24 protein-coding genes and 1 pseudogene are annotated in these 25,375 nt (G+C 70.6%); 7 read left to right on the forward strand and 18 right to left on the reverse strand.

The features are described 5' to 3' along the window. Positions 1-234 precede the first annotated feature (234 nt). Both AB0411_RS02300 and AB0411_RS02305 read right to left on the reverse strand, forming a co-directional pair. Positions 235-483 (reverse strand): hypothetical protein, encoded by a 249-nt coding sequence (locus AB0411_RS02300; protein WP_366415278.1) that lies wholly within the window; start codon positions 481-483, stop codon positions 235-237. Next, positions 480-1,814 (reverse strand): S8 family peptidase, encoded by a 1,335-nt coding sequence (locus tag AB0411_RS02305; protein WP_366415279.1) that lies wholly within the window; start codon positions 1,812-1,814, stop codon positions 480-482. Before AB0411_RS02305 ends, AB0411_RS02300 begins: the two co-directional genes overlap by 4 nt. Before the next feature lie 513 nt (positions 1,815-2,327). Between AB0411_RS02305 and AB0411_RS02310 the strand changes: the two genes are divergently transcribed. Both AB0411_RS02310 and AB0411_RS02315 read left to right on the forward strand, forming a co-directional pair. Further along, on the forward strand, positions 2,328-3,110 hold the full coding sequence (locus tag AB0411_RS02310) for a hypothetical protein (RefSeq protein WP_366415280.1): 783 nt from the start codon (positions 2,328-2,330) through the stop codon (positions 3,108-3,110). 246 nt (positions 3,111-3,356) lie between these two features. Next, positions 3,357-4,952, forward strand: coding sequence for an esterase/lipase family protein (locus AB0411_RS02315; protein ID WP_366415281.1), 1,596 nt, complete (start codon positions 3,357-3,359; stop codon positions 4,950-4,952). Between the two features lie 3 nt (positions 4,953-4,955). On the opposite strand, the gene AB0411_RS02320 is transcribed toward AB0411_RS02315, so the two are convergent. Then, entirely contained in the window at positions 4,956-5,525 is a 570-nt protein-coding gene (locus AB0411_RS02320) for a glycoside hydrolase family 25 protein (protein ID WP_366415282.1), read from the reverse strand. A 22-nt stretch (positions 5,526-5,547) separates the two neighbouring features. Next, a pseudogene (locus AB0411_RS02325) lies at positions 5,548-6,132 on the reverse strand (N-acetylmuramoyl-L-alanine amidase); the annotation flags it as partial. A 756-nt stretch (positions 6,133-6,888) separates the two neighbouring features. On the opposite strand from AB0411_RS02325, the gene AB0411_RS02330 reads away from it, so the two are divergent. The 4 genes from AB0411_RS02330 (at position 6,889) to AB0411_RS02345 (ending at position 9,953) form a co-directional block, all read left to right on the forward strand. Further along, entirely contained in the window at positions 6,889-7,389 is a 501-nt protein-coding gene (locus tag AB0411_RS02330) for a hypothetical protein (RefSeq protein ID WP_366415283.1), read from the forward strand. Positions 7,390-7,393: 4 nt separating this feature from the next. Further along, a complete protein-coding gene (locus AB0411_RS02335; protein ID WP_366415284.1) occupies positions 7,394-8,626 on the forward strand; it encodes an MAB_1171c family putative transporter in 1,233 nt (410 codons plus the stop codon). A 6-nt stretch (positions 8,627-8,632) separates the two neighbouring features. Next, positions 8,633-9,427 carry a class I SAM-dependent methyltransferase gene (locus tag AB0411_RS02340; protein ID WP_366415285.1) on the forward strand — a complete coding sequence of 265 codons (795 nt, stop codon included), beginning with the start codon at positions 8,633-8,635 and terminating at the stop codon, positions 9,425-9,427. 67 nt (positions 9,428-9,494) lie between these two features. Continuing rightward, complete coding sequence (locus tag AB0411_RS02345) at positions 9,495-9,953, forward strand: hypothetical protein (RefSeq protein WP_366415286.1); 459 nt, start codon at positions 9,495-9,497, stop codon at positions 9,951-9,953. A gap of 42 nt (positions 9,954-9,995) precedes the next feature. On the opposite strand, the gene AB0411_RS02350 is transcribed toward AB0411_RS02345, so the two are convergent. From AB0411_RS02350 to AB0411_RS02370, 5 genes are all read right to left on the reverse strand, one after another. Beyond that, entirely contained in the window at positions 9,996-10,859 is an 864-nt protein-coding gene (locus AB0411_RS02350; protein WP_366415287.1) for an amino acid ABC transporter permease, read from the reverse strand. After that, complete coding sequence (locus tag AB0411_RS02355; protein ID WP_366415288.1) at positions 10,856-11,500, reverse strand: amino acid ABC transporter permease; 645 nt, start codon at positions 11,498-11,500, stop codon at positions 10,856-10,858. The genes AB0411_RS02350 and AB0411_RS02355 overlap by 4 nt, the downstream gene beginning before the upstream one ends. 19 nt (positions 11,501-11,519) lie before the next feature. Then, positions 11,520-12,458 carry a glutamate ABC transporter substrate-binding protein gene (locus tag AB0411_RS02360; RefSeq protein WP_366415289.1) on the reverse strand — a complete coding sequence of 313 codons (939 nt, stop codon included), beginning with the start codon at positions 12,456-12,458 and terminating at the stop codon, positions 11,520-11,522. A 14-nt stretch (positions 12,459-12,472) separates the two neighbouring features. Beyond that, the gene (locus tag AB0411_RS02365; protein ID WP_366415290.1) at positions 12,473-13,216 is read right to left on the reverse strand and encodes an amino acid ABC transporter ATP-binding protein; all 744 of its coding nucleotides are present in this window, start codon (positions 13,214-13,216) and stop codon (positions 12,473-12,475) included. A 184-nt stretch (positions 13,217-13,400) separates the two neighbouring features. Then, entirely contained in the window at positions 13,401-13,841 is a 441-nt protein-coding gene (locus AB0411_RS02370; protein ID WP_366415291.1) for a DUF6278 family protein, read from the reverse strand. Between the two features lie 215 nt (positions 13,842-14,056). Here AB0411_RS02370 and AB0411_RS02375 point away from each other — a divergent pair, with 215 nt between their 5' ends. Beyond that, positions 14,057-15,868 carry an SGNH/GDSL hydrolase family protein gene (locus AB0411_RS02375; protein WP_366415292.1) on the forward strand — a complete coding sequence of 604 codons (1,812 nt, stop codon included), beginning with the start codon at positions 14,057-14,059 and terminating at the stop codon, positions 15,866-15,868. 163 nt (positions 15,869-16,031) lie between these two features. On the opposite strand, the gene AB0411_RS02380 is transcribed toward AB0411_RS02375, so the two are convergent. From AB0411_RS02380 to AB0411_RS02420, 9 genes are all read right to left on the reverse strand, one after another. Beyond that, a complete protein-coding gene (locus AB0411_RS02380; protein ID WP_366415293.1) occupies positions 16,032-16,811 on the reverse strand; it encodes an exodeoxyribonuclease III in 780 nt (259 codons plus the stop codon). A 37-nt stretch (positions 16,812-16,848) separates the two neighbouring features. Continuing rightward, positions 16,849-17,493, reverse strand: a complete 645-nt coding sequence (locus tag AB0411_RS02385; RefSeq protein WP_366415294.1) for an MBL fold metallo-hydrolase — start codon at positions 17,491-17,493, stop codon at positions 16,849-16,851. Positions 17,494-17,615: 122 nt separating this feature from the next. Next, positions 17,616-18,899 (reverse strand): bifunctional 3-oxoadipate enol-lactonase/4-carboxymuconolactone decarboxylase PcaDC, encoded by a 1,284-nt coding sequence (pcaDC, locus tag AB0411_RS02390; RefSeq protein WP_366415295.1) that lies wholly within the window; start codon positions 18,897-18,899, stop codon positions 17,616-17,618. Between the two features lie 293 nt (positions 18,900-19,192). Beyond that, the gene (locus AB0411_RS02395) at positions 19,193-19,765 is read right to left on the reverse strand and encodes a hypothetical protein (RefSeq protein ID WP_366415296.1); all 573 of its coding nucleotides are present in this window, start codon (positions 19,763-19,765) and stop codon (positions 19,193-19,195) included. After that, positions 19,762-20,883 (reverse strand): ROK family glucokinase, encoded by a 1,122-nt coding sequence (locus tag AB0411_RS02400; protein ID WP_366415297.1) that lies wholly within the window; start codon positions 20,881-20,883, stop codon positions 19,762-19,764. The genes AB0411_RS02395 and AB0411_RS02400 overlap by 4 nt, the downstream gene beginning before the upstream one ends. A gap of 228 nt (positions 20,884-21,111) precedes the next feature. Next, positions 21,112-21,921 carry an ATP-binding cassette domain-containing protein gene (locus AB0411_RS02405; protein ID WP_366415298.1) on the reverse strand — a complete coding sequence of 270 codons (810 nt, stop codon included), beginning with the start codon at positions 21,919-21,921 and terminating at the stop codon, positions 21,112-21,114. Further along, complete coding sequence (locus tag AB0411_RS02410; protein WP_366415299.1) at positions 21,918-22,991, reverse strand: ABC transporter permease; 1,074 nt, start codon at positions 22,989-22,991, stop codon at positions 21,918-21,920. Before AB0411_RS02410 ends, AB0411_RS02405 begins: the two co-directional genes overlap by 4 nt. After that, positions 22,988-23,962 (reverse strand): sugar ABC transporter substrate-binding protein, encoded by a 975-nt coding sequence (locus tag AB0411_RS02415; protein ID WP_403145324.1) that lies wholly within the window; start codon positions 23,960-23,962, stop codon positions 22,988-22,990. The genes AB0411_RS02410 and AB0411_RS02415 overlap by 4 nt, the downstream gene beginning before the upstream one ends. Positions 23,963-24,210: 248 nt before the next feature. After that, a complete protein-coding gene (locus tag AB0411_RS02420) occupies positions 24,211-25,230 on the reverse strand; it encodes a sugar ABC transporter substrate-binding protein (protein WP_366415301.1) in 1,020 nt (339 codons plus the stop codon). Positions 25,231-25,375: the final 145 nt, after the last annotated feature.

Below are 25,375 nucleotides of genomic sequence, written 5' to 3' on the forward strand. Positions count from 1 at the left end.
TGCCGACGTCAATCGGCCGACGTTCGGCACCTTTTCGGGACCGGTGACGCCCAAGACCCCGAATTGACTGGCCCTCATTCCGTCCTCGACACCGCACCCTTGTCGACAATTCAACAATGCCTTGGGGTCGCTCCTGAAATGAGCGTTCTCAAGTGAGGGGCGCTTTCTCCCAGTCGAGGGATCTCATCCGGGAGGAAGGCGCTCCGGACTCGGGTCAGGGACAGTCCTGAGGACCTACTGGATCGGGGAGTCGGGCGGGGGGAGCTGGAGGGTGCGCTCCCGGTCGAGGGATTCGACGCCGTCGATTGTCTCCAGGGTCGGTATCCGGTCCTCCGCGACGGTTCCGGAGAGCGTGCCGAGGGCCGGCTGCTCTCCCGTGACCGTCAGCCCGGCCCGTCGCAAGGCCTCGGCCACTTCCGCGAACCGGTCGGGGTCGACCGCGAGGATGATCCCGACCGGCGCGGGCTGGGCCGACTCGCTCACGGTGCCTGGAGCAGACCCGAGCCGACGTCCCTGGCGGGCTGCGTCAGCGGGAAGGCACCGGACATCAGACTCTCTTTGAGGTCGGCCGCGGAAGCGTGGGGGTTTGCCTGGGCGAGCAATGCGAGGACGCCCGCGACATGCGGCGTGGCCATGCTGGTGCCGCTCAGGCTCTGGTACCCGCCGCCAGGGGCGGCCGAGCGCACGTCCCTGCCGGGCGCGGCGATGTTGACCTCGCCGCCCTGGCCGTTGATGCCGCCGTTGGAGAAGAACGACGGCGTGAGTGCCTTGTCGAGTGCGCTCACCGCGAGGATGGAGGGGCAGTTGGCGGGCCGGCTGACGGGCCGGATCTCCGGGGGCCGGTGGCTGTCGTTGCCCGCGGCAGCGACGATCACCGTCCCGCGCTCGAGCGCGCGCTGGGCCAGCTTCTCGTACGTCTGCGGGAAGAGCTCACCCGGTCGGACCCGCGCGCCGAGCGACATGGAGATCACCTGCGCGCCGTGGGCGACGGCCCAGGCCATGCCCGCCAGGATCTGGCCATCGGTGCCGCTGCCCGCGTTGCTGAGCACCTTCGCCACGAGGATCCGGGCGTCGCAGGCCACCCCGTAGCGGGGCCCCTGCCGGGGGTTTGCCGGACCGGCAACGGTGCCGATGCAGTGCGTGCCGTGGCCGTTGCCGTCCTCGACGGCCTCGCCGGGCACGAAGGAGGCCGACGCCTCGATGCGCCCGACCAGGTCCGGGTGGTCGGTGTCCACGCCGGTGTCGATGACGGCGATCTTCACGTCGCGTCCGGTCAGGCTGGACAGATTGGCCCGGATCGCCTGCAGGCCCCAGGTCCAGTGCTCCTCGTCCGAGGCCGGGCCCTGGGCAGCGGCGATTTCGGCCATGGTGTGATGGGCGACCACTTCCTCGTCGCTGCGGTAGGCGGGGAAGAACTCGGTCGGCGCCTGCTGCGGGGCGGTGATCGGCGAGGCGTAGACCATGCGCTCCGGTTCTGCCGCGATGATCGAGGATTCCGCCTCGGCCGAGGTCACCAGCGCGTGGCGCTGCTCGGGCCGCACCTCGACGACGGCGGCCCCGAGTTCTTCGAAGAGCACCGAGACGTCAGGGCGCTCGAGGAGTTCGGCGACATTCGCGGCCTCGGTTCCTCGGACGCGTTCGACGGACGCGATGTCGGCGGAGGAACGCAGGGCGTTCAGCCCGCTCTCCTGGTCACCCGGTTCGAACAGGACGACGTATCGGCCTGTGTACTCCGTGCCCTGGCCCATGACGGTGCCATTGGGCCGATCGGGATGCTCGCCGAAGGCGCGCCTGTCCATGGGTCCGTTCGCCATTGAATTTCCCGCTCTCTGTGCGCTTCCCCCGGTTCGTGGACGCGCGCCGATTCACGGAATGTCAGGCGCCAAGGCTGGTGGGGCGCGGATCAGTCGCGTATCGACACGTAGTGCCGTCGCCTGTAAGGCTGTCCATCGCCAGGCCGTCGGCATTGCCCCCCGCTCACCGTCTCACTGGGCGCGAGGGCCCGCAACACAGCGCCGCCATCCATGACAGGAGGGCGCCGCCCCGCACTGCCCGGTGGTTCAAGCCTCCGCAAGGAGGTGTACGGCGGGCACGCGACGACAACATGCCGCTGGAAGCCGGCGTCCACTACCGCCCTGCTACCACCACGAGGTGCCCGTGAGTCGTGGGGCGGGTGGACGTGAACGGGAACCGCAATGGCTGCTCCGCTCTCGCTGCGGCTCCTGAGCCGACCGCGTGCTCCGGGAGGGCGAAGAGGCGTCGCCACCCGTCGACCGGGCCGGTGGACGCTGGGTGCACGACGCTGTGCGTCGTGCGATAACGGCAGCATGACAGGGACTCCCACGGCCACGGCCACGGAAATCAAGATCAGCTTTTCCGGAGACGAGGCCAGGAAGGCGGCCTGCGCGCTCGCGCTCCAGGGCGGCGAGGGCCGCAGTCGCAGCATCCACTTCTGGGACAGTCCGAGGAAGGGCGGCGACGGCATCTCGTTGCCTTTCCTCGACCGCGGGGTCATCTTCCGCCTGCGTCTGGAGGACGGGGACCATGGGTCCGAGCGCGAAACCAACATGACCGTCAAGCTGCGGCCGTGCCCCCGGCTGCCGCACGACTGGCGCAAGAACCGCAAGGATGACGACGGGGCCTGGGACTTCACGATCGAGGAGGACCGGATCGGCCCCGCCTTCACGCCCGTGGTCTCCGCCTCGCTGCAGGCCGACCGGAAGGTCGAGGCGAAGCGCGTCGAGTCGGCGCTCGGAGCCGGGCGCGGAGCGCTGGGCCCCCTCCTCACCAAGCCGCACCGGAACCTCCTGGAGGACGCCGCAGGGTTGAAGCAGGGCGACCTCGCGGATCTGAGGGCACTCGGCCCGGTGTACACCGTCAAGTGGAAGCAGGACTGGGACGCTCTGCCCCGCCCCGTGGTCATTGAGGAGTGGATCACCAAGGACCTGCGCTTCCTCGAGGTCTCGATGCGTACCAGCACGGCCGACGCGGCTGAGGCCGGGAAGCTGCTCGAACAGGCCCTGCGACAGCAGGGCGTTGCCCCGCCGCGATGCGGCGAGACCAAGACCCGGGCCGTGCTGACCGTCCTCGCCCGCGACCTGGCACTCTGACGACGCCGCCGTCAACCGCCGCTTTCCCGAATGGCTTTGGTGGACAGCCTCCGCCGGCCTTCGCCGACCGCGCCCAGGACGCATTTCCGTCGGCGCCCGCATCCGGTGGCCGGCGTCTGCGCCGGGGCGCCCCGTCTGGCCCGGACGGGTTGGTGCTCCGCACGCTCCTGCCGCAACCTGGCCTGGTCACCGATTGACCGCGCGCCGGCCTCACCGGCCGCACGTGCCTCGGGAAGGCGTTGCACCATGGCGGAGCGATCACCCATCATCTACCTGCGGGGATATGCCGGTCCGCCGAGCGGTGTGGACAAGCAGACCGACGACCCGTTCTACGGGCTCAACAGCGGTGCCACCCACATTCGCGTCGGCGGGGAGGGGACGCCGCGCTTCTACCAGTTCGAGGGTCCCCTGCTGAGGCTGATGAGCGACGAGGGCTATCAGCTCCTGGTGCGCGGCGATCAGCACGCGTATCTCCAGTCGCAGGCCGATGGCGCGGTCGCGCCCGAGTCCATCTGGGTGCACCGCTTCTACGACTGTGCCGCGTCCACCTTCGGTACGTCCGTCACCGCGGCCCCGGAGGAATTCGACCTCGAAAGGGCGGCAGAGCGCCTCTATGACTTCGTCCAACTCGTCCGCCTGAAGACCGGCGCCCCCAAGGTGCATCTGGTTGCCCACTCCATGGGGGGACTGCTCGCCCGCTGCCTGATCCAGAAGGTTTCCCGCACGGCCGATCCGCGCACGGGTGAACCTCGCCGCCCCGGCAGCGAGCTCGTGGACAAGCTCTTCACCTACGGCACCCCGCACGGCGGCATCGCCTTCGACCTCGGCGGAGGGCTCGTCGACTGGGCGATGGAGACCTTCGGGCCGAATGGATCGGACATCTTCGCCCCCGACCGCATGTACACCTATCTGACCCCCGGGGCGTCCAACGGCGACGATCCCCCGCCGGACTGGCGGCCCAACGAGATCCCGGCGGAGGCCTTCGACACCCGCCGGGTGTTCTGTGTCGTCGGGACCAACGCGGCCGACTACGGACTGGTCGAGAAGGCGGTCGGGCCGCGCAGCGACGGGCTGGTCCATATCGACAACGCCTATGTGCGCCACGCCCACCGGGCCTTCGTCCACCGCTCCCACTCGGGCCGCTACGGATTGGTGAATTCCGAAGAGGGCTACCAGAACCTGCGCCGCTTCCTCTTCGGGAACTACCAGGTCCGGGCAGACCTTCGCGGCCTGGAGCTGCCCGATCAGCCCTCCGGTGCATCACGGGTGTGGCAGGCAGAGGTGCGGCTGGCCGTCCGGGGCCTGCCGACCGTCATGCATGAGCAGCGCGCGGCCCACTACTGCCCCATTCAGCTGAACCAGGAATCCGCCCGGCACGGCTCCGCCGAGGGCGACGCCGGCGGCGTACCCCTGGCCACCGCCTTCCTCCTCGACCGGGGTACCGGCCGTGGCCTCGACCGGGGTACCGGCCGTGGCGGCCGGGAAAGCCGGCTGACGCTCCGCTCCCGCTACACGCTGGTGCTGCGCGTCTTCCACCTCGTGGAGAAGAACGGCCGGTTCTTCTGGGAGGACCACCTCGAGCAGGTGCCCGACTGGGAAGACACGCTCATCGTCGACGTCGGCCCTCGTGACTTGTCCGCAGAGACAGGCGCGCAGGCCTGGGCGGCATGGAACTCACAAATCCCCGGCAGCATCGACGACACCGACCCGATCGCCGCGGAACCATGCCGGATGGTCGAGGACGGCGACGACCTGCACACCGAGATCCCGATGCCCGAGATCGTCCGTCCCCTCCTCGGCAGCACGTCGCGGCTGCGCCTCACCGTGAGCCGCTTCGGCTGAGCCTCAGTCGAACGAAGCCAGCTGCCGGTGTGCGGACCACGCGCGCAGTGCCACCTTGTCCTTGAAGTTTCCGACGCTCGTATCGACCGGGTGGTCGGTGTACTGGTGGAACAGCCACGGGTGCTGAATGTCGGGCCGACCGGGCCTGCCGTTGTACTGGGCTATCCACAGGCCGTCCCCGGCGAACGACGTACTGTCACGGTGCAGCCAGAAATCCCGGTTGCAGTAGAGCACCGTTCTGTGCCCGGGAGTGCGGTGCTGCACGCGCTTGATCCAGTTGTCCTTGAAGGAATGCGAGACGCCCTGGTCCTCCCAGTCGAGGACGAGGATGTCCCCCTCCACCAGATTGATCTTGGAGAGGAAGAACTCGGCCTGCTCTTCAACGGATCCGGGCCGGGCGAAATGATAGAAGCCGGTCACCATTCCGGCGTCTCGTGCGGTCTTGCGCTGAGCGACCCACTTGGGGTTCGTGTAGGTGGTCCCCTCCGTGATTTTGATGAATACAAAGGCGAATCCGCCGGTGTGGTATTTCTCCGGCTGGAACGACGAGACATCGATTCCTTTGATGGTCATGGTCAGCTCCTCAGTCGGCGGCGAGGCGCCTGGCGATCCTCGCGCGCATGCTCTCCATCGTGAATCCCTTGGGATCGATCTTGCCGGGCTGCCACTCCAGGTGGCCGATCACGCTGCCGGCGTGCCATCCGTAGACGCGGCAGATCGCGGCCGCTGCCTTTTCGATCGCCTCGAGTTGCTTCTCCGGCCAGGGGTCGATCCCATCGCCGAGGTTCTCGCATTCGAATCCGTAGAACCTCGCGTTGCCGTCGGTGTTCTGCTCATTGTCAGGAGGCAGCGGCCTCTCCTCGATGACGGCCCGAAGCACATCGTCGTCACCCCGGCCGGCGTGGTTCGTGCGGCCGTTGCCCACCATGTAGACGACTCCGTTCTTGCCGATGACGCCGTGGCACAGCGGGCCGGGCAGATCCGGGCGGCCGTCGTAGCAGAGCTTGACGGTGCTCTTCGTGTCGGAAGTGACGGTGTGGTGGATCATCACGCCGTGCACGTTGTTGAACGGACCCTTGTGGTTGCGGTTGTGGTGGCGCCAATCGCGGGTCTCCTCGATGACCAGGTCTTCGTCGCGGAGTGCCCGGAGCATCCGGTCCGCGGTCATGGGTGCGGCCATGGTGTCCTCCCTCCAGGGATGGAGGGTTCCGGAGCGAACCCCCGTTGCGGGGGCCTCGGTCGATGAAGGCGGTGTGATGGGCTACGGGACCGCCTGCGGGGGGGGCCGGGCCGCAAGCCCGTCCTGGAACCTGCCGCTGTGGTGGGCTGGTTGCCCCTTTTCAGCCGGGACGGGACAGGGGAGGAGACAGGAGGAACGAACGTTCCTCTCCCCTGCGCTGCCTCAGGTCGCGGACGGCACGGTGGACCTCATGGGCTCCGGCCGTCCGGGCTCCGGCAGAGCGAGCCGCCCTCGACGTCACGTGACCGCCCGCGCCCGTCCGGGTTCGGACCTTCCTGGCTGCCGGCGCCGGCGTCCAGCGGTGCGCCGATCCAGGAGGCCTGCCCCACTTCTTGTCGATGGCGGTGCTGGAACCCTCCCGGAGCACTCACCGTCTGTCTCCATTTTCGCGCTGCGCCTCGACTGTGGCATCTGGATCAACCTGCCCTGCCGGGGCGCGACACCGGTACCGGAGCCACCGTCGGAAGTCCTGCGCGCACTTCTGCGGACTGTCGATCGCGAGAAAGCCAGGCCGCTCCCTCCGGCGCGGCAGCAGCCCGCTCCCCGGTCCCCCCTTGAGATCGCCTCGCGCAACGGCGACGATGGCTGCCGTCACAGTCCTTGGCGGCATGCGGCCTCAGCGGGTTCATCGCACTGCGCCAGAATGGTGGGGAGCGATGAACAGCCGACCCGAGGCGCCGGAAACAGGGTGACACCATGACCACACGGCAGGTCCGCAAGCGGTGCCAGGCGCTCGTCAACGCCCTCGACTTGCCCAGTCCCTTCTCCGTCGAGGCCCTCGTCCGCGAACTGTCGGTCCGGCGGGGCCGGCCCATCCGGATCCACACGCTGGCGATCGGCTCCGCCGTGAACGCCTGCGGCCTGTGGGTCGCCACCGAATCCTGCGACCACATCTTCGTCGAGGAGAAGACCACCAGGTTCCACCAGGAGCACATCGTTCTCCACGAGATCGGTCACATCCTGTGGGATCACGGCGCCGGCGAGGACGAGAACCGCAGCGCACTGGCCACGCTGCTGCCCGGCCTCCGCCCCGACGTGGTCAGCCGGCTGCTGGGCCGCACCAGCTACACCTCCGAGCAGGAGCAAGAGGCCGAACTCGTCGCCAGTCTCATCCACTCGGCCGCGGGCATGCTGCCCCCTTCGTCGTCCCCAGGGGTGCGCGGCACGCTCGAAGTCGCCCTAGGAATCCGCAGGTAGGTGCGTGGACACTCACTCCCTCTACGAACTGGGCACCCGCGTCGAACTCACCGGCGCGCTGGCCCTCTGGCTGGTGATCGCCCTCCGGCTGCCCACCGCCCGCCGCTCCCGGCAGCAGAAGATGCTGCTGCTGTCCGCGATCGGTCTCGCCGGGTCGATCACCGTCTATCTCGACCCCGTCACCGCGGCACTGACCCACACCTTCCGCTTCGCCGAGAGCTGCGGCCTGTTCATGAACGGCTGGGGCGTCCTCAGTTCGGCCCTCATCCTCGACTTCGTGCTCGCCGCCATGTCCCGGCGCCGCCCCTGGCTCGTCTACGGCCCGATGGTCCTCACCATCGCCGCGCTGATCGCGCTCAACTACACGGTCTCGCCGGATGCCGGCTGCGTCACCAGCCAGCCCGTCGCCTGGTACAGCCCGTTCTGGTGGCTGCTCATCGCGGCCCACCTCATCGGCACCATCCCGTGCGCCGTGCTGTGCGTGCGCTACGGGCGCCGGGCCGGCGACGACCGGCCCGTGCGCACCGGGCTCCTGCTGCTCGCCGCGGGGTTCACCTCGTCCGCCACGTTCTGGTGTGTCGTCCTGGCCTTCCTCCTCGCCCGGCCGGCCTGGCTGGGGGCGCTGTTCCCGCTCAACATCGGGGTCACGGCCTGGATGATGACCGCCGGGGTCGGTCTGCCCCTGGTCGTCACCGTCCGCCGGGCCGTCCGCGACATGAGCGCCCTGTGGCGTCTGCACCCCCTGTGGCGCGAGGTCACCGGAGCCGTTCCCTACGTGACCCTGGACAAGCCGGTCCCCCGCCTCCGCGCGGTGCTCGGCGGACCCCGCACGATCCGCCTCCGGCTCTACCGCCAGGTCATCGAGATCCGCGACGCCCTGCTCGTCCTGCACGACTACGTGTCCTCCGAGGCGATGGAGGCCGCTCGGCACCACATCGGGGCACAGCAGCTGCCCGGGGAACAGATCGAGCCGGCCGTCACCGCCTGCTGGCTGTGCACCGCCCTCGACGCCCGGCAGGCCGAGGCCACCCCCCGGCCGAACCAACTCGCCCCCGGAGGGCCCGCCCACGACGGCCTCCGCAGTGAGGCCGACTTCCTGCTCGCCGTCCTCCGGGCCCGCGCGCTGCCCGCCGTCCGCTCGTTCGCCGTTCCGCCCGCACCGGCCGGTCCCGTTCGGGCCCGCCCCGCGGTGCCGGACCTGCGTACCCCCCACTCGCCACCTTCTCGTACGCGTTAGGAATCCATGACCCAGCAGTCCGCCCGCACCCCCTACACCAGCGGCATGTTGAGCAATGACGCCGACCGTGAGCGGGACCGTCTGACGTCCATCCAGGGCAGCGTGGACGCGTTCACCACCGGAATCCTGGACCGCCTCCCCGTCGAAGCGTCCTGGAACTGCCTGGAGTTGGGCGCCGGCGCCGGCTCCATCGCCTACTGGCTCGCGGAACGGTGCCCGGAAGGACGCGTGGTCGGCGTCGATCTCGACACGCGCCACCTCGACGCCGGCCGTGCCGCGAACCTGGAGGTCCAGCAAGCCGACATCACCGACGAGGACTACGCCCCCGGCAGCTTCGACCTCATCCACGCGCGCTACCTGTTCTGCCATCTCGCGGCACGCGACGACATGGTCGCGCGGGTCGGCCGCTGGCTCGCCCCCGGTGGCTGGCTCGTCATCGAAGAGCCCTACCACCTGCCCGGCGCCACCTCCCCCTTCCCCGTGATGCGGCGCATCCTCGATGCCTACCAGCGCAGGTACCACGAGCACGGCGCGGACCTCCACTGGGTCCGGGGCCTGCCCGCCCTCCTGGCCGGCAGCGGTCTGTCCGACGTCGCCTTCGCCGCGAACCCCGGTTGCATGGGCGGACTCGACAAGGACCGCTGGCTCCCGCTCATCAACCAGGCCGCACCCGGCCTCCTCGCCGACGGTGCGGTCACCGAGGCCGACCTGGCGGAGTTCCACACCCTCCTCAAGGACCCGGCCTTCATCGACATCCCGCAGATGACCCTCTCCGCCTGGGCCCGCCGCCCGGCGGAGTGAGCGTCCACGGGCGGACCGGGGTGAAGCCGGCGTGTGCGATCCCCGCCGCTGCGAGAGGATCACGGGGATGAGGAACGACCACCCGCACCTGCCCACCACCGAGTCCGCCGTCGCCGCCCTCCGTGCGATCGCGGCCGAGTACCGCCTCGGCCTGACCGTCACGGACGACATCGGCGCGGACCGGACCTCCCGCCGCACCGCGGCCGGGGCGTTCGCCGTCCTGGACGCGGACGGCTCGCTGCCGCACGAGGCCTTCGTGGAACTGGACGGGACGCCCGCGGTCACCGTCCAGGTCTTCCCCGAGGACGACGCGACGATCACCGTGGAGGGGGTGGAGTTCGCCGATGTCCCGCGGAATGCGGTGCCGGCCTTCCTGCGGTCGGTGTACGGCGGCCTCGCCCACGTCAGGACGCGGTTCTTCCCGCCGGGCCAGTGGCTGGTCGTGCCGCTGCCCGGCGACGAGACGTACAAGGAGCGCATCTTCGGCGGCGGGCTCAGTCCCTGGCTCGTGCGCAGCATCCGCTGAGACGGAGGCATCGGCCGGGGCGGGGGCCGGCTCCCGCCCCTCTCACGCCGGCGGCCGGTGGCCCCCCGGCAGCAGGGTGCCCGGCTCCGGGGCGGCCACCTCGACGGCCTCCACCTTGGGGTTGCGCCGCTGGCGCTGGGAGACCCAGTGAGCCAGCCAGGACAGCAGCATGCACATCCCGATGTAGATCGGCGAGATGATCATGACGACGGGGATGAACGGCAGGTCGTAGTCGAGGTTGGAGGCGATCAGCTTGCCGGCGTGCAGGAACTCCTCGTAGGTGATGAGGTAGCCGAGCGAGGTGTCCTTCAGGGCGACCACCAGCTGGCTGATGATCGCCGGGAGCATCGCCCGGACCGCCTGCGGCACCAGCACATGCGTCATGACCTGGGTCTTGCGCATCCCCAGCGCGTAGGCGGCCTCCCGCTGGCCGCGGTCGACGGAGTGGACGCCGCTGCGGAAGACCTCGGCCAGCACCGAGCCGTTGTACAGGGTCAGGCCGGCGACCAGGGCGATCAGCGGCTCCGCCTGCAGCGCCACATAGATGAAGAAGATCATGACCAGTACGGGCATGGCGCGGAAGAACTCCACCAGCACCGTGGACACCCAGCGCGCGATCCGGTGCTCGGAGAGCCGGCCGGTCGCCAGCACCCCGCCCAGCGCCAGCGACAGCACCGCCGCGAGGGCGAAGGCCTTCAGGGTGTTGCCGAGGCCCCGCAGGAGGAGCTCCTGAATTCCCTTGTAGGTGAAGGGAGTCCATTTCGCCGCGGTGAACTGGCCGGTGGAGAAGAGGAGGTAGACGACCCCGCCGAGCAGGGCGAGGATCAGCGCCGTGGAGAGCAGCCCGTAGAGCCGGTGCCGTTGCCGGGTCCGCGGGCCGGGGATGTCGTAGAGGGCGGTGGTCATCGGGCGACTCCGTAGCGCTTCTCCAGCACGTTGAAGAGCGCGCTGATGGTCAAGGTCACGATCAGGTAGCCGACGGCGATCCAGACGAAGGTCCAGATGATGCTGTAGCCCAGTTCGCTGAGCGGCTTGTAGACCCCGAGGAGTTCGGTGACGCTGAACGCGCCGGCGATCGCGGAGTTCTTGGCCAGCGCGATCAGGGTGGAGCCGATGGGCGGGATGACGGACCGGAAGGCCTGCGGGAGGACGATCCCGCCCAGCGTCTGCGGGAAGGTCATGCCCAGGCTGCGGGCCGCCTCGCCCTGCCCGACCGGCACGGTGTTGATGCCGGAGCGCACCGCCTCGCAGATGAAGGCGGAGGTGTAGCAGCCCAGCGCCAGGATGGCGAAGAGGTTGAAGGGCAGGACGAGCCCGAAGCGCGGCAGCCCCAGCACCACCGCGAAGAACAGCAGCGTCAGCGGCGTGTTGCGCAGCACCGTCACCCATGCCGTCCCGAAGGCCCGCAGGGAGCCGACCGGAGCCACCCGGAACGCGGCCATCAGGAAACCGAGGACGAGCGCGAGCAGCGAGGCGAAGACGGTGAGTTCGACGGTGCCCAGCAGGCCCTTCCCGTAGAGGGAGAGGTTGTCGAGGAGAACGTTCATCGGTCAGTTCCTTGGCGTCTCAGGTCGCCGGGTAGCGGTCGATCGGGGGCGGCTCGGGGGCGGGCACGCCGGACGCGCCGAGCGTCGCCTCGTACGCCTTTCGCCAGTTGCCGTTCTTCTCGTTCGCGGCGAGGGCGTCGTCGAGCGCGAACCGCAGCGCGTTGTCGCCCCGGGGCACGCCGATGCCGTACGGCTCCTCGGAGAACGGTTTGCCGACCACCTTCAGCTCGTCGGGCACCTTCGCCGCGTAGCCCAGCAGGATCGCGTCGTCGGTGGTGACCGCGGCGACCTGGTAGGTGAGCAGGTTGTCGACGCACACCGAGTAGGTGTCGTAGGAGACGAGCACGGCCTTGGGGTAGTCGGCCTGGATGCGCTGGTAGGGGGTGGATCCGGCCGCCGAGCAGACCCGCTTGCCGGCCAGGTCCTGCGGGCCCTTGATGTCGTTCTCGTCGGTGCGCACCAGCAGCGACTGGCCGGCCAGGTAGTAGGGGCCGGCGAAGCCCACCAGCTTCTTGCGCTTGTCGTTGATGGTGTAGGTGCCGACGTAGAGGTCGATCTGGCCGTTCTGCAGGGCCGTCTCGCGGTTGGCGGAGGCGATCGTCTTGAACTCGATGGTGTGCGGCGGGAAGCCGAGTGCCGCGGACATCATCTTGGCGATCTCGATGTCGAAGCCGGTGTACTGGCCGGAGGCCGGGTCGCGTTCGCCGAGGTAGGGCTGGTCCTCCTTGACGCCGATGACGAGATGGCCGCGGCGCTTGGCCTTCACCCAGGTCGGGGAGGCGGGCAGGGAGAAGTTCTTGGCGACCGGGTACTGCGGCAGTTCGCTGCCCTTGGGGCCCTTGACCGGCGGACTGCCTTCCCGGCCGCAGCCTGCGAGGGCCAGGGCGAGCACGGCGAACACGGCGAACACGACGCCCGCGAGGGCACGGCGCAGGGGCGAGGAGTGGCTGTGCGGCATCACGGCACCCCCGTTCAGTGCTTGAGGATCTTGGAGAGGAAGTCCTTGGCCCGTTCGCTGCGCGGCGCGGTGAAGAAGTCGTCGGGCGTGCGGTCCTCGACGATGCGGCCGTCGTCCATGAACACCACGCGGTTGGCGGCGGAGCGGGCGAAGCCCATCTCGTGGGTGACCACGACCATCGTCATCCCGTCCCGGGCGAGCTGCCGCATGACCTCCAGCACCTCGTTGATCATCTCCGGATCGAGGGCCGAGGTCGGTTCGTCGAAGAGCAGCGCCTTGGGGTCCATGGCCAGTGCCCGGGCGATGGCGACGCGCTGCTGCTGGCCGCCGGAGAGCTGCGCCGGATACTTGTCGGCCTGGGAGGCGAGCCCCACCCGGTCCAGGAGTTCACGGGCGCGCCGCGCGGCCTCGTCCTTCTTTTTCTTCCTGACCTTCATCGGCGCCAGCATCACGTTGTCCAGCACCGTCTTGTGGGCGAAGAGGTTGAAGGACTGGAAGACCATGCCGACTTCGGCACGCAACTGGGCCAGCGCTCGGCCCTCTTCGGGCAGCGGCTGCCCGTCCAGCTCGATGGCGCCCGACTCGACGGTCTCCAGGCGGTTGATGGCCCGGCACAGGGTGGACTTCCCGGACCCGGAGGGCCCGATGACCACGACCACCTCCCCGCGGCCGACGGTGAGGTCGATGTCCCGCAGGACATGCAGTTTTCCGTAGTGCTTGTTGACCCCGCGCAGTTCAATCAGCGCATCACCGGCCATATGCAGACCTGCCCACTCTCATCCGTACAGCGGAGAGCCCGCAACCTACCGGGGCGAACAGGGCGCCTCTCCCCTGACACGCACGCATGCACGGAGATGGGCGGATAAATCAGGGTTACGGATGAACCTTCCGCACAGCCCTGCGGGAGCCTCGGGGACCGCCGCCCGCACTCCCGGCCCGAGGTCAGCTCTCCGCGGCCTCGGCGTAGACCTGCGACAGCTCGGGCGCGCCGATGTCGGCCCAGTCATGGCCCATGGCCACCACGTCGATCTCCCGCCCGGACGCCAGCCGGACCACCGGCTGCCCGTCCGGCCAGACGTGCCAGACGGCGCCGCGCACCGTGCGGACCAGGACCGTGCCCAGGTAGAGACCGGCGTCGTTGCCGAGCCAGGGCAGCACCTCCGGGTCGTCCCGCCAGACCGGCTGCAACTGGTCCAGGGCCTCCAACGACCGTACGGAGTCGTCCAGTTCCACGCCCGCGGTGGCGGCCTGGGCCCGCAGCAGCTCGCACTCGGACAGCAACTCGACGACGCTCTCGGGGTCGGCGCGCACCGACTCCGCGAGCGGTACGGACCGGTGCGCGTTCCGCCGCTTGCGCCACCTGTCCAGGAAAGACATGTTCATGGTCTGCAGGGTCCCACCCGCCTTCTGGTCGCGGCCACAGGCGCGCGGCACACCCGTGCCCCGTTCGTCACCTTGACGCCTCCCCTTCGCCTCCCTACCTTCATGGCGCTCGGATCGGATCTGCCAGATCCCAGGTACCCCCCTGCCCCTCGCGGGCCCGGCCTGGAACGCAGTGCACACCTGCCCGTTGGCGCCAACCGGAGGGACACGGACCGATGCGTGGACGACGATGGGGCACCGCCCTGACCCTGCTGCTCACCGCGACCGCACTGCCGGCCACCGGAGCCGGAACCGCGACGGCCGCCGCGGCGCACCGGCCGCCCCCCGCGCTGCCCCTGGCGCGGCTCTTCGACAACCGGGCGGTGAGCGACAACTCCCGGCCCGGCGCGGCCGACTTCGACGGTGCCGGCCGCTCGCTGTCCGCCCAGGACCTCGCGGCGGCCGGCTGGTCCCCCGGCAGCACGCCGACCCTCGACGGCACCCGGCTCGGCCTGCCGCGCACCGCTCCCGGGACGCCGGACAACGTGCTGGCGGACGGTCAGGCGGTGGCCGTACGCGGCCGGGGCGGGGCGCTGACCTTCCTGGTCGCCGGGACGGGCGGCCCGGCCACCGGCACCGGGACCGTGCGCTACCGGGACGGCTCGCACAGCAGCTATGAACTCACCGCCCCCGACTGGCGGTCGGGGCCGATGAGCACCAAAGCGGTGGCACTGCCGCACGTCAACGCTCCGGACGGGCAGCTGACCGGGGCGGCGCGGTTGTATGCGGTGACCGTCGCGCTGCGGCCGGGGCGGGAGGTGAGCTCGGTGGTCCTGCCCCAGCGGGCCGCGGCGTCCGGCGCGCTGCATGTGTTCGCGGTAGCCGTACGGGACAGCGGCCGTGGCAGGACCGGGAGTTGGGCGGCGAGCACGGCCGGCTACCGGGCAGTGGGGCCCTGGACCGACCGTACGCTGCGGCTGGTGGTGCACAGCGGCGCGGGCGGGCCGCGGGCGCGGATACGGATCGCCAACACCTTCGCCGCGGCGCCCGTGGACATCGGGGCGGCCAGTATCGCGGTGCGCGGCGCGGGGGCGGCGGCGGACCGTGCGCCGGTGCCCCTGACCTTCGGGAAGGGGCGCTTGGGGGTCCGTGTTCCGGCCGGGGCCGAGGCGTTCAGCGATCCCGTCGGCTTCACCGTCCCGGCCGGCACCGATCTGCTGGTGAGCATCCATCTGCCGGGGACGGTGACGGCGGCGCCGGTGCACCAGGAGGCGGCCCAGCTGTCGTATCTGAGCGCCGCGGGCAGCGGGGACCGCACCGCGGACACCGGGGGCGCGGCGTACCCCGGAACGATGACCTTCTGGCCGTTCCTCACCGGCGTCGATGTCGAGGGCGGTCCCGGCTCGGTGGTGGCCCTGGGCGATTCGATCACCGACGGGGTGAAGTCGACGAGCGGCACCAACCGGCGCTGGCCGGACGTCCTGGCCCGCCGCTTCCGGGCGCAGCACGCGCTGCCCCGCTACGGCGTGCTCAACCAGGGCATCTCGGCGAACCGCATCGTCACCGACCGGTATCCGGGCGACGGCGTCAGCGCGGACACCGGCGGGGTGAGCGCCCAGCACCGGCTGGAGCGCGATGTGCTGGCGCAGCCCTCGGCGCGGACGGTGGTGATCTTCGAGGGCATCAACGATGTGCGCTGGGGGACCCCGGCCGACGAGGTCGCCGCCGGTCTGCGGGCGCTGGCGCGGCGGGCGCACGAGCGGGGGCTGCGGGTGGTGGGGGCGACCGTCGCGCCCTGTGAGGGCTACCCCGACTGCACCCCGGCCGTGGAGGCCCGCCGCCGGGCCGTCAACGCCTTCGTCCGCGAGCAGGCCGGCACCGTCTTCGACGCGACGCTGGACTTCGACGCGGTGCTCCGCGATCCGCAGCGGCCCGCACGGCTGCTGCCCGCCTACGACAGCGGCGACCACCTCCATCCCGGCGACGCGGGCCTGAAGGCGCTCGGCGAGGCGGTGGACCTCCGGGCGCTGGTACCGGGGCAGGGCTGACGCCGTCCCCGGCCGGTCCCGCGGGCCGGTCCGCGGGGGCCTGCCCGGACGGGTCCTGCGGGGCCCTGCTCGATCGAACCCCGCGGACCGGACCGGCCCCGCGGGCCTGGCCCGGCCGGCCCCAGGTCCCAGACGCCCCGCGTCCTCCTGCCGTCACACCGCCCTAGACGTCGAGGTCCACCACGACCGGGGCGTGGTCCGAGGCGCCCTTGCCCTTGCGCTCCTCGCGGTCCACATAGGAGTCCGAGACGGCCTTGGCGAACGGCTCGTTGCCGTAGACGAGGTCGATGCGCATCCCGCGGTTCTTGGGGAAGGCGAGCTGGCGGTAGTCCCAGTAGGTGTACGGCCGGTCGTACTTGAGGGGGCGCGGCACCACGTCCGACAGGCCCGCCTCGCGCAGGGCGCTCAGGGCGGCACGCTCGGCGGGCGTGACATGGGTGGCGCCCTCGAAGACGGCCGGGTCCCAGACGTCGTCGTCGGTCGGTGCGACGTTGTAGTCGCCGAGGACCGCGAACGGGCGGGAGCCCGCCGCGTCCTCGGCGACGGCCGTCTTCAGCGCCTCGAACCAGCCGAGCTTGTAGGTGTAGTGCGCATGTCCGACCTCGCGGCCGTTGGGGACGTACACCGACCACACCCGGGCCGGGCCGCAGGTGGCCGATACAGCCCGCGGCTCCTGCACCCCGTCGTACTCCGGGCCGCCGGGCAGGCCCAGGACGACGTCGTCGAGCCCCACCTTGGACAGCAGTGCCACGCCGTTCCACCTGCCGTCGGCGTTGACCGCGGCTTCGTAGCCGAGCGCGCGCAGCTCGTCGTACGGGAACTGCTCGGCGCTGCACTTGGTCTCCTGGATGCACAGCACGTCCGTGCCGGTGCTCTCCAGCCAGGCCAGCAGCCTCGGGAGGCGGGCGGTGATCGAATTGACGTTCCAGGTCGCGATGCGCATGCCGGTAAACCTACCGCGCGGCACTGACAGTCGGCCCTCAGCCAAGGGCGGTCCGGTTCCCCGGGGTGAGACGGCCGTGCTCGGCCCCGCCGCCCAGTTTGTCGATCATGGAGTCGTAGATCGGGCGGGCGTGGTCCTGCAGCAGGCTGTCGTGGATGTCGATGGCCCGTCGCGGCGCGACCTCGCGCACATAGTCGATGATCTCGGCGATCTTGTTCCAGGGGGCGTGCACGGGCAGCAGCAGGGTGTCGACCGTACGGCCCTCCGGGACCGTGAGGGCGTCGCCCGGGTGGAAGACCGTGCCGCCGTCGATCAGGAAGCCGACGTTGGTGATGCGCGGGATGTCGGGGTGGATGACGGCGTGCAGTTGGCCGTGCACCTCCACCTCGAAGCCGGCAGCGGTGAAGGTGTCCCCGTCGCCGACCGTGTGCACCCGGCCGGGGAACGCGCCGGCGAGCTGGTCGGCGACGCTGGACAGGGTCCAGATCTCGGCCGCGGGGTTGGCTTCCATGCCCGCCCGCAACCGGTCCTCGTTGAAGTGGTCCATGTGCTCATGGGTGACCAGGACCGCGTCCGCGCCGACGGCCGCGTCCTCCTCGCTGAAGACACCGGGGTCGATGACGAGCGTCCGCCCGTCCTTCTCCAACCGGACACAGGCGTGGGTCTTCTTGGTGAGTTCCATGGGCCCATCTTGCCGTGGCGGGCCGCGGCGGGTGCGCTCCCGCCCCAGGCCGCGGCACATCCGCACGCCACTACGGGAGCCGCCTCGCTCCGGGGAGCCCCGTCATTCGCCCGAGGAGCCCCTCAGGCTTCCGGCGTCGTCTCCTCCCGGATCACCCGCTGGGCGACCGCGAAGGCGGAATTGGCCGCCGGGACACCGCAGTAGACGGCGGTGTGCAGCAGGACTTCCTTGATCTCCGTGGGGGTGAGGCCGTTGCGCAGGGCCGCGCGGGTGTGCAGCGCCAGCTCGTCGTGGTGGCCGCGGGCGACCAGCGCGGTGAGCGTGATGACGCTGCGGGTACGGCGGTCCAGGCCCGGCCGGGTCCAGGTCTCACCCCAGGCGTAGCGGGTGATGAAGTCGTGGAAGTCGCCCGTGAAGTCGTCGGCGGCGGCCTCGACCCGGTCGACATGGGCGTCGCCGAGAACCTCACGGCGGACCTTGATGCCCGCTTCGTACGTGGCGCCGCGGGCCTGCTCCGGCTGCGCGAGACCGGACTCTATGGCGGCGGGCGGCGCCATCGGGGGCGGCGGGGGCGCGATCTGCGGCTTGGGGGCCGCGGCGCCGATGGCGGTCTGGCCGCCGGGGCCGGGCTTGTCGTGCCAGGCGGTGGAGAAGTGCCGGATGAGGAGCTCGGTGACGGCCGCGGGCTGCTCGACCGGCGCGAGGTGGGAGGTGCCGGGCACCAGCGCCATGCTCGCGTCGGGAATCCCGGCGACGAGGGTGCGGGCGTCGGTGGTCGGGGTGACCTGGTCCTCGGAGCCGACGACGGCGAGCGTGGGCACCCCGATCCGGCCGAGGGAGGACCGTACGTCGAAGGACGCCAGCGCCTCGCAGGCGGCGATGTAGCAGCCGGGGTCGGTGGTCCGCACCATCTGGACGGCCCATTCGACGATCGCGGGCTGGGCGCCGGCGAAGCCCTGGGTGAACCAGTGCTCGGGCGCGGTGCGGGCGATCGGGTCCAGCCCGTTCGTGCGGATGACGACGCCGCGCTGGCGCCAGGCGTCGGCGGTGCCGTAGCGCGGCGAGGTGGACACCAGGGCGAGCGAGGTGACCTGGTGCGGGCGGGTGAGCGCCAGCTGGATGCCGATGGCCCCGCCGATGTTGCAGCCGGCGTAGCCGAAGCGGTCCACGCCCAGGGCGTCGAGGGTGGCGATCAGCCGGTCGGCCAGTTCGGCGACGGAGGCCGCCGCGTGGGCGGGCGAGCCGCCGTGTCCGGGAAGGTCGAACCGGATGACCCGCCAGTGACGGGTCAGCTCGGGGATCTGCCGGTCCCACATGTGCCAGGTGGTCCCGAGCGCCGCACCCAGTACGAGTACGGGGGCGTCGTCGGGGCCGTCGATCCGGTGCTGCAGGGTCTTCTCACTCACCCGGCCACGCTACCCACTCCGCGGGGCGGTCCTGACACCCGGGTCAGGAAGGGGCGGGGCATTTTGGACGGAAGCGGATCCGGCGCCGGAACCGGTACCGGATCGCAACCGGAACCCGGTCCGACACTCCCGTACCGACGAGGACGGGGCGGGAGCAATCCGGCATCGGGGACCGATCGGAATTCCCGGATGGAACCTCTCGGTCGAGCCTGTCGGTCGCGTCTCTCGGGCCGACCCGGCCTTCCCGTCGGGCCTTCCCGGCCGGCCGTTCCCGGATCTGCCGCCGAGCCCGGTCAGAACCTCACGGTCGACACGGTGTAGACGACCGGGTGCCCCGGCTCGTCGTAGCTGACCATGATCCGCTGATAGGGGTGCGGCGCCTTCCCGGAGGTCGTCGTGCCGGCCCAGGGCACGTCGGTGCCGAAGTCCCAGCCGACCTTCGCGGCCTGCTCGGCCGGGATGGTCTGCTGGTTCTTCTTGAGGGCGGCGGTGCTGGTGCCGATGGCGTTGAGGTAGTGCTCCAGGCCCCACGCGTTGGTCCTGAACTGCACGAACAGCGAACTGGTCTGCCAGGAGTTGGTCTCGTAGTAGTAGACCGGGGTGGAGCCGATCGGCACCGGGACGTTGTAGATCCGCTGCTGGACCTTGGAGGGGAAGGCGTTGGTCAGGCCGGTGGCGGCGGCCTCGGCCTCCTTGCCCTCGCCGCTGTCCCGGCTCTGCTCGGCGGAGATGACGATGTAGCCCGCCGGGATCGCGATCAGCAGGAAGACGATCAGCGCCATCAGCACCGGGCGCCGGCGCTTGGCGCGGGGCGGCGGGGCGGGCTGGGCGTCGTCGTGCACGGTGTGCAGGTCGGTGTCGGTCATCGGCGGCCTGCCCGTTCGTAGCGTTCGTAGCGCTCGACGCGCCGCCGGTTGGCGCGCCGGAAGCGGCGGGCCACCAGCCGGGCCAGGTCGGCGGCGCCGACCATCCCGGCCTCGGGGCCGAGCTGGGCCTTGGCGATGGTGGCCTCGGGACGGTAGCCGCGGCCGGTGAGATGGCGCCGGAAGGCCTCTCTGGCCGGGCCGATCAGCAGGTCGTCGGCGGCGCTGACGCCACCGCCGATGACGAAGCAGGACGGGTCGAGGGCGGCGGCGAGGTTGGCGATGCCGACGCCGAGCCACTGGCCGATCTCCTGGAGGAGTTCGACGCACATTGCGTCGCCCTCCCGGGCCAGCTCGGTGATCAGCGGTCCGGTGATGTCGCCGATGCGGCCGCCGACCCGGTCGATGATGTTGTACGCGACCGGGGAGTCGGCGGCGGCCAGCTCACGCGCCTCGCGCACCAGGGCGTTGCCGGAGCTGTACTGCTCCCAGCAGCCGCGGTTGCCGCACGGGCAGCGGTGGCCGCCGGGGACGACCTGCATATGGCCGAATTCGCCGGCCACGCCGTACTTGCCGCGCTTGACGGCGCCGTCCTCCAGGATCGCGCCGCCGATGCCGGTACCGAGCGTGATCATGACGAGGTGGTCCTCGCCGCGGCCGGCGCCGAAGCGCCACTCCGCCCAGGCGGCGGTGTTGGCGTCGTTGTCGACCATGACCGGGACCGCGAGGCGGCCGGCGAGACGGTCGCGCAGCGGCTCGTTGCGCCAGTTCAGGTGGGGTGCGAACAGCACATTGCTGCGGTCCGCGTCGACCCAGCCGGCCGCGCCGATGCCGACCGCGTGGACGTCGTGCCGGTCGGAGAGGTCGAGCACCAGCTCGGTGATGGTGTCCTCGACGACCTTCGGGCTCTTGGACTTGTCCGGCGTCTCGGTGCGGACCTGCTCCAAGATGGTGCCGTCGGCGTCGACCACCCCCGCCATGACCTTGGTCCCGCCGATGTCGATACCCACGGTGGGTACCCGGGGGGCGGTCAGGTGCGAGCGCCGCTCGCGGGTGCCGACCGTGCGCAGCACGGTGGCCCTGGCGGAGCCTCGGTGCACCCGGTCCCGGTACATGCTCATCGACCGACCTCTTCGCCGTTGCTCCCGCACTGCCTGGTGGGCGTGGGCAGTGCCCCCATGCGGCGGCTGTGTGCTCGCAAGAGTCGTCTCGTCCCTGCGGGTCTCGGGAGGCCGGGGCCTCGATGTGCGGGTTCGGTGCGATTGTGCATCACCGGCGGCGTCCGGCGCACCGCGACGGAGAGTGATGCGCCCCGCACAGCCCTGGGGCCGTGCGGGGCGCGGTGGTGATCACTCGGGGCGATGGCCGCCGGGGAACTCCGGGGTCGCGCTCCGGGCCAGCTCATGACTGAGCTGTTCCAGTTCGCTGCCGCCCGCCATTTGACGGGTGAGCTCCTCCAGGGCGATCTCCGACTTGGCGTGGCTGCCGGCCATGGTGCCGCGCTTGAGCAGGACGAAGCGGTCACCGACGAGATACGCGTGGTGCGGATTGTGGGTGATCAACACCACGCCGAGCCCGGCGTCCCGCGCGGCCGCGACGTACTTGAGGACGACGCCGGACTGCTTGACGCCGAGCGCCGCCGTCGGCTCGTCCAGGACGAGGACCTTGGCGCCGAAGTAGACGGCGCGGGCGATGGCCACGCACTGGCGTTCGCCGCCCGAGAGGGTGCCGATGGGCTGGTCGACGTCGCGCAGGTCGATGCCCATCCGCAGCAGCTCGCTGCGGGTGGTCTCGCGCATCGTCTCGACATCGAGCCGCTTGAAGGGGCCGGCGCCGGTGGTGGGCTCGGAGCCGAGGAAGAAGTTCCGCCACACCGGCATGAGGGGGACGACGGCCAGGTCCTGGTAGACCGTGGCGATCCCGCGGTCCAGGGCCTCGCGCGGGGAGGCGAGGGAGGTCTCCTCGCCGTCGATGGTGAAGGATCCCGCGTCGTGCCGGTGCAGCCCCGCGATGATCTTGATGAGGGTGGATTTGCCGGCGCCGTTGTCCCCGAGCACACAGGAGATCTCCCCCGCGTGCACCTCCAGGGACACGCCTTCCAGTGCCCGGACGTTGCCGTAGTACTTGCTGACATCGGTCAGCTCGACCAGCGCTGTCATGCCTTTTCCTCCGCCCGCTTGCGGACCCATGCGTTCAGGAGCGTGGCGAGCAGCAGCATCGCGCCGAGGAAGAACTTGTACCAGTCCGGATTCCACTGCGCGTAGACGATGCCCTTGCTCGCCATGCCGAAGATGAAGGCGCCGACGGCCGCGCCGATCGCCGAGCCGAAGCCGCCGGTCATCAGACAGCCGCCGACCGCCGCGGCGATGATGTAGAGGAACTCGTTGCCCACCCCGTCGCCGGACTGGATCGCGTCGTACGAGAACAGCAGGTGCTGGCCGGAGACCCAGGCGGCGAAGGCGACGCCCATGTAGAGGCCGATCTTGGTCCTGGTGACCGGGACACCCACCGCCCGCGCGGCGTCGGCGTTGCCGCCGACCGCGAAGATCCAGTTGCCGACGCGGGTGCGCAGCAGGATCCAGGTGGCGAGGGCGACCAGCACGATCCACCACAGGATGGTGATCTGGATGTCGACGTCGCCGAGCGTCAGATGCGAGGCGAAGACCCGGCGGGCCGAGTCGAAGCCCTCCATGTCGGCGATGGACTTCGTGGAGACGGTGCCGTCGATCAGCTTGGTGAAGCCGAGGTTGAGGCCGGTCAGCATGAAGAAGGTGCCGAGCGTGATGATGAAGCTGGGCAGTTTCGTACGGGTCAGCAGCAGGCCGTTGAAGGCCCCGATGGCCAGGGTGACCAGCAGGGACACCCCGACGCCCACCCAGGTGTTGGCCGTCATCTGGTAGCTGAACATCGAGGAGATCAGCGCCGCGCTGACGACCATCACACCGGCCGAGAGGTCGAACTCCCCGCCGATCATCAGCAGCGCCACCGGCACGGCCATGATGCCGATCGTCGAGGACGCATAGAGCACGGTGGAGAGGCTGGAGGCCCGCAGGAACGGTTCGGCGACGATCGAGAAGAACACGAAGACCGCGGCGGCGCCGACGACCGAGCCCAGTTCGGGGCGGCCCATCAGCCGGCGTGCCAGGGAGCGGTGCAGCAGCCGTTCGTCGCCGGCGCTCTTGGCGGGCGGCCCCGCGGGGACCGGCGTCGGTGCGTCGGTGTGACTCATCGGGTCCCCCGCTTCGTGTAGTCCTGCAGGGCGGCGGCGTCCTTCTTGGTGATCACCTGGGGTCCGGTGAGCACCGGCTTTCCGCCGCCGAGGACGTCGGAGTTGTACTTGTAGAGCCACAGCAGGTCGACGGCCTCGTAGCCCTGGAGGTAGGGCTGCTGGTCGACGGCGAAGCCGAGGGAGCCGTCCTTGAGCCCGGTCGCGACCTGGGCGTTGAGGTCGAAGGTGTCGATCTCGGCCTTGCTGCCGGCCTGCTCCTTGGCCTTGACGGCGGTGGGGGCGAACGGGGCGCCGAGCGTGACGACTGCGTCGATGGAGCTGTCCGACTGGAGCTTGGACTCGATGGAGGACTGCACATCGGGCATGTTGGTGCCCTCGACGTACAGCTTCTGCAGATCGCCCTTGAAGGTCTTCTTGGCGCCGTCGCAGCGCTGCTCGTGGCCGACGTTGCCCTGCTCGTGCAGGACGCACAGCGCCTTCTTCCGGCCGCGCTTGTTCAGCTCCTCGCCGACCGCCTCACCGGCCACCGTCTCGTCCTGCCCGATGTGGCTGAGCGCACCGAAGGCCTTCGACGCCTCGGCGCCCGAGTTCACCGTGATCACCGGGATGCCGGCCTTCTCGGCCTTGGCGATCACGTCCTTCATCGCGCTGGGCTTGGCGAGCGAGACGATCAGCCCGTCGACCTTCTGGTCGATGTAGGACTGCACCAGCTGGCTCTGCCGCTGGGCCTCCTTGTCGTGCCCGTAGACGAACTTGATGTTGTCCTTGACGGCGGCCTGCTGGGCGCCGTTCTGGACGATGTCCCAGAAGGTGTCGCCGTCTCCCGAGTGGGTGACCATCGCGAACGTCCACCTGGGGGTGTTCACCGCGGCCTTGCCGCCGGCCGCCTGGGCGGCGCGCTCCTGCTCGGCGCGCAGACCCCCGGTGCTGCTGCACCCCGCCAGACCCACGCCGACCACTGCCGCCAGCACGGCGCCGACGACGCGTCCCCTTCTCCGAACCCGTGCCACGAGGACTCGCCCTTCCCGCTGATGCTGCCGTATCGACTGCGTTGGTTGTCTGCTCGACTGCGTTGATCGCCCGCGCCGTCCGGACCGGCCGGTCCGGGTGCGTGCGGTGCCGTGCACCGGCTCCGGCACCGGTCGGCCGGGCCCAACCGGCCAAGTATCCGTTACCGGTGATCTGTCCCGGTTCATCGGGTCCCGTCTTCCCTGTGGCCTCACCGGGTGCCTCGCCCGGTGTACTCGGTCAGCTTCGGTACGTCCTTGCCGGTGACCAGGGCCGGCCCGGTGAGCACCGGCCTGCCGCCGCCGAGCACGTCGGCGTTGGCCTTGTGGAGCCAGAGCAGGTCCACCGCCTCGTAGCCCTGGAGGTAGGGCTGCTGGTCGACGGCGAAGGTGACGTCCTTGGCCTTGAGCAGCTTGACGACGGCGGAGTTCAGGTCGAACGTCGCGAGCTGCGCCGCGCTGCCCGCCTCCTGCTCGGCCCTGACGGCGATCGCCGCCATCGGCGCGCCGAGGGTGACGACCGCGTCGAGGTCCTTGTCGGACTGGAGCTTGGCCTCGACGGAGGACTGCGAGGCCGGCGCGTTGGTGCCGTCGACATCGAGGTTCTCGACCGTCCCGTGGAAGGCCTTGCGGACACCGGCGCAGCGGTCCTCCAGCGACACATTGCCCTGCTCGTGGACGACGCAGAGGGCCTTCCTCCGGTGCCGGCGGTTCAGCTCCTCGCCGACCGCCCGCCCCGCCACGGACTCGTCCTGCCCGATGTGCGTCAGCGCCCCGTAGGCCCGGGAGAACTCGCCGCCGGAGTTGACGGTGATCACGGGTATGCCCTGCGCCACGGCCTTGCGGACGGCGGCCCTGACGGCCTGCGGCTTGGCGAGGGTGACGATCAGCCCGTCGACCTTCTGATCGATGTACGACTGGATCAGCGCGGCCTGCTGGGCGCCCTCCTTGTCGTGGGCGTACAGGAACTTCACGTTGTCCTTCGCGGCCGCCTGCTCGGCGCCGTTCTGCACGATGTCCCAGAAGGTGTCGCCGTCGCCGGCGTGGCTGACCATCCCGATCGTCATGCGCGGGGTGCCGGCACCCTTGCCGGAGCCGGCGGCCGCACCCGCGGCGTCCTGCCCGCCGGCGGCGCATCCGGTCGCCAGGGCGGCAGTGGTCAGTAAGGCGGCGGCGGTGCGCACCGTGACGCCGCGGACAGTGAGGGGACCAGCCGTACGCACGCCGATCATCGTGGGACCGCCTTTTCTCCCGGCCGCCGGACTGCGGCTGGAGGAGTTTGTAACGGCGCGCGCGGAGCCACGTCAATGGTTTGTCAGAACATTCTGACGAGAAGACGTCGTCCAGGGGTGCCATAGCGGGACATCGCAGCCGAAC

It is taken from the genome of Streptomyces angustmyceticus (assembly GCF_040701845.1).
GTDB classification, from domain to species: domain Bacteria; phylum Actinomycetota; class Actinomycetes; order Streptomycetales; family Streptomycetaceae; genus Streptomyces; species Streptomyces angustmyceticus_A.

Coding starts and splice junctions, on each gene's coding strand:
- AB0411_RS02395 (WP_366415296.1), bottom strand. CDS start 19,765: ATGACCGACACCGACCTGCACACCGTGCACGACGACGCCCAGCCCGCC.
- AB0411_RS02305 (WP_366415279.1), bottom strand. CDS start 1,814: ATGGCGAACGGACCCATGGACAGGCGCGCCTTCGGCGAGCATCCCGAT.
- AB0411_RS02385 (WP_366415294.1), bottom strand. CDS start 17,493: ATGGAACTCACCAAGAAGACCCACGCCTGTGTCCGGTTGGAGAAGGAC.
- AB0411_RS02380 (WP_366415293.1), bottom strand. CDS start 16,811: ATGCGCATCGCGACCTGGAACGTCAATTCGATCACCGCCCGCCTCCCG.
- AB0411_RS02410 (WP_366415299.1), bottom strand. CDS start 22,991: ATGAGTCACACCGACGCACCGACGCCGGTCCCCGCGGGGCCGCCCGCC.
- AB0411_RS02330 (WP_366415283.1), top strand. CDS start 6,889: ATGACCACACGGCAGGTCCGCAAGCGGTGCCAGGCGCTCGTCAACGCC.
- AB0411_RS02370 (WP_366415291.1), bottom strand. CDS start 13,841: ATGAACATGTCTTTCCTGGACAGGTGGCGCAAGCGGCGGAACGCGCAC.
- AB0411_RS02360 (WP_366415289.1), bottom strand. CDS start 12,458: ATGCCGCACAGCCACTCCTCGCCCCTGCGCCGTGCCCTCGCGGGCGTC.
- AB0411_RS02340 (WP_366415285.1), top strand. CDS start 8,633: ATGACCCAGCAGTCCGCCCGCACCCCCTACACCAGCGGCATGTTGAGC.
- AB0411_RS02405 (WP_366415298.1), bottom strand. CDS start 21,921: ATGACAGCGCTGGTCGAGCTGACCGATGTCAGCAAGTACTACGGCAAC.
- AB0411_RS02365 (WP_366415290.1), bottom strand. CDS start 13,216: ATGGCCGGTGATGCGCTGATTGAACTGCGCGGGGTCAACAAGCACTAC.
- AB0411_RS02375 (WP_366415292.1), top strand. CDS start 14,057: ATGCGTGGACGACGATGGGGCACCGCCCTGACCCTGCTGCTCACCGCG.
- AB0411_RS02310 (WP_366415280.1), top strand. CDS start 2,328: ATGACAGGGACTCCCACGGCCACGGCCACGGAAATCAAGATCAGCTTT.
- AB0411_RS02345 (WP_366415286.1), top strand. CDS start 9,495: ATGAGGAACGACCACCCGCACCTGCCCACCACCGAGTCCGCCGTCGCC.
- AB0411_RS02320 (WP_366415282.1), bottom strand. CDS start 5,525: ATGACCATCAAAGGAATCGATGTCTCGTCGTTCCAGCCGGAGAAATAC.
- AB0411_RS02355 (WP_366415288.1), bottom strand. CDS start 11,500: ATGAACGTTCTCCTCGACAACCTCTCCCTCTACGGGAAGGGCCTGCTG.
- AB0411_RS02420 (WP_366415301.1), bottom strand. CDS start 25,230: ATGATCGGCGTGCGTACGGCTGGTCCCCTCACTGTCCGCGGCGTCACG.
- AB0411_RS02350 (WP_366415287.1), bottom strand. CDS start 10,859: ATGACCACCGCCCTCTACGACATCCCCGGCCCGCGGACCCGGCAACGG.
- AB0411_RS02315 (WP_366415281.1), top strand. CDS start 3,357: ATGGCGGAGCGATCACCCATCATCTACCTGCGGGGATATGCCGGTCCG.
- AB0411_RS02400 (WP_366415297.1), bottom strand. CDS start 20,883: ATGAGCATGTACCGGGACCGGGTGCACCGAGGCTCCGCCAGGGCCACC.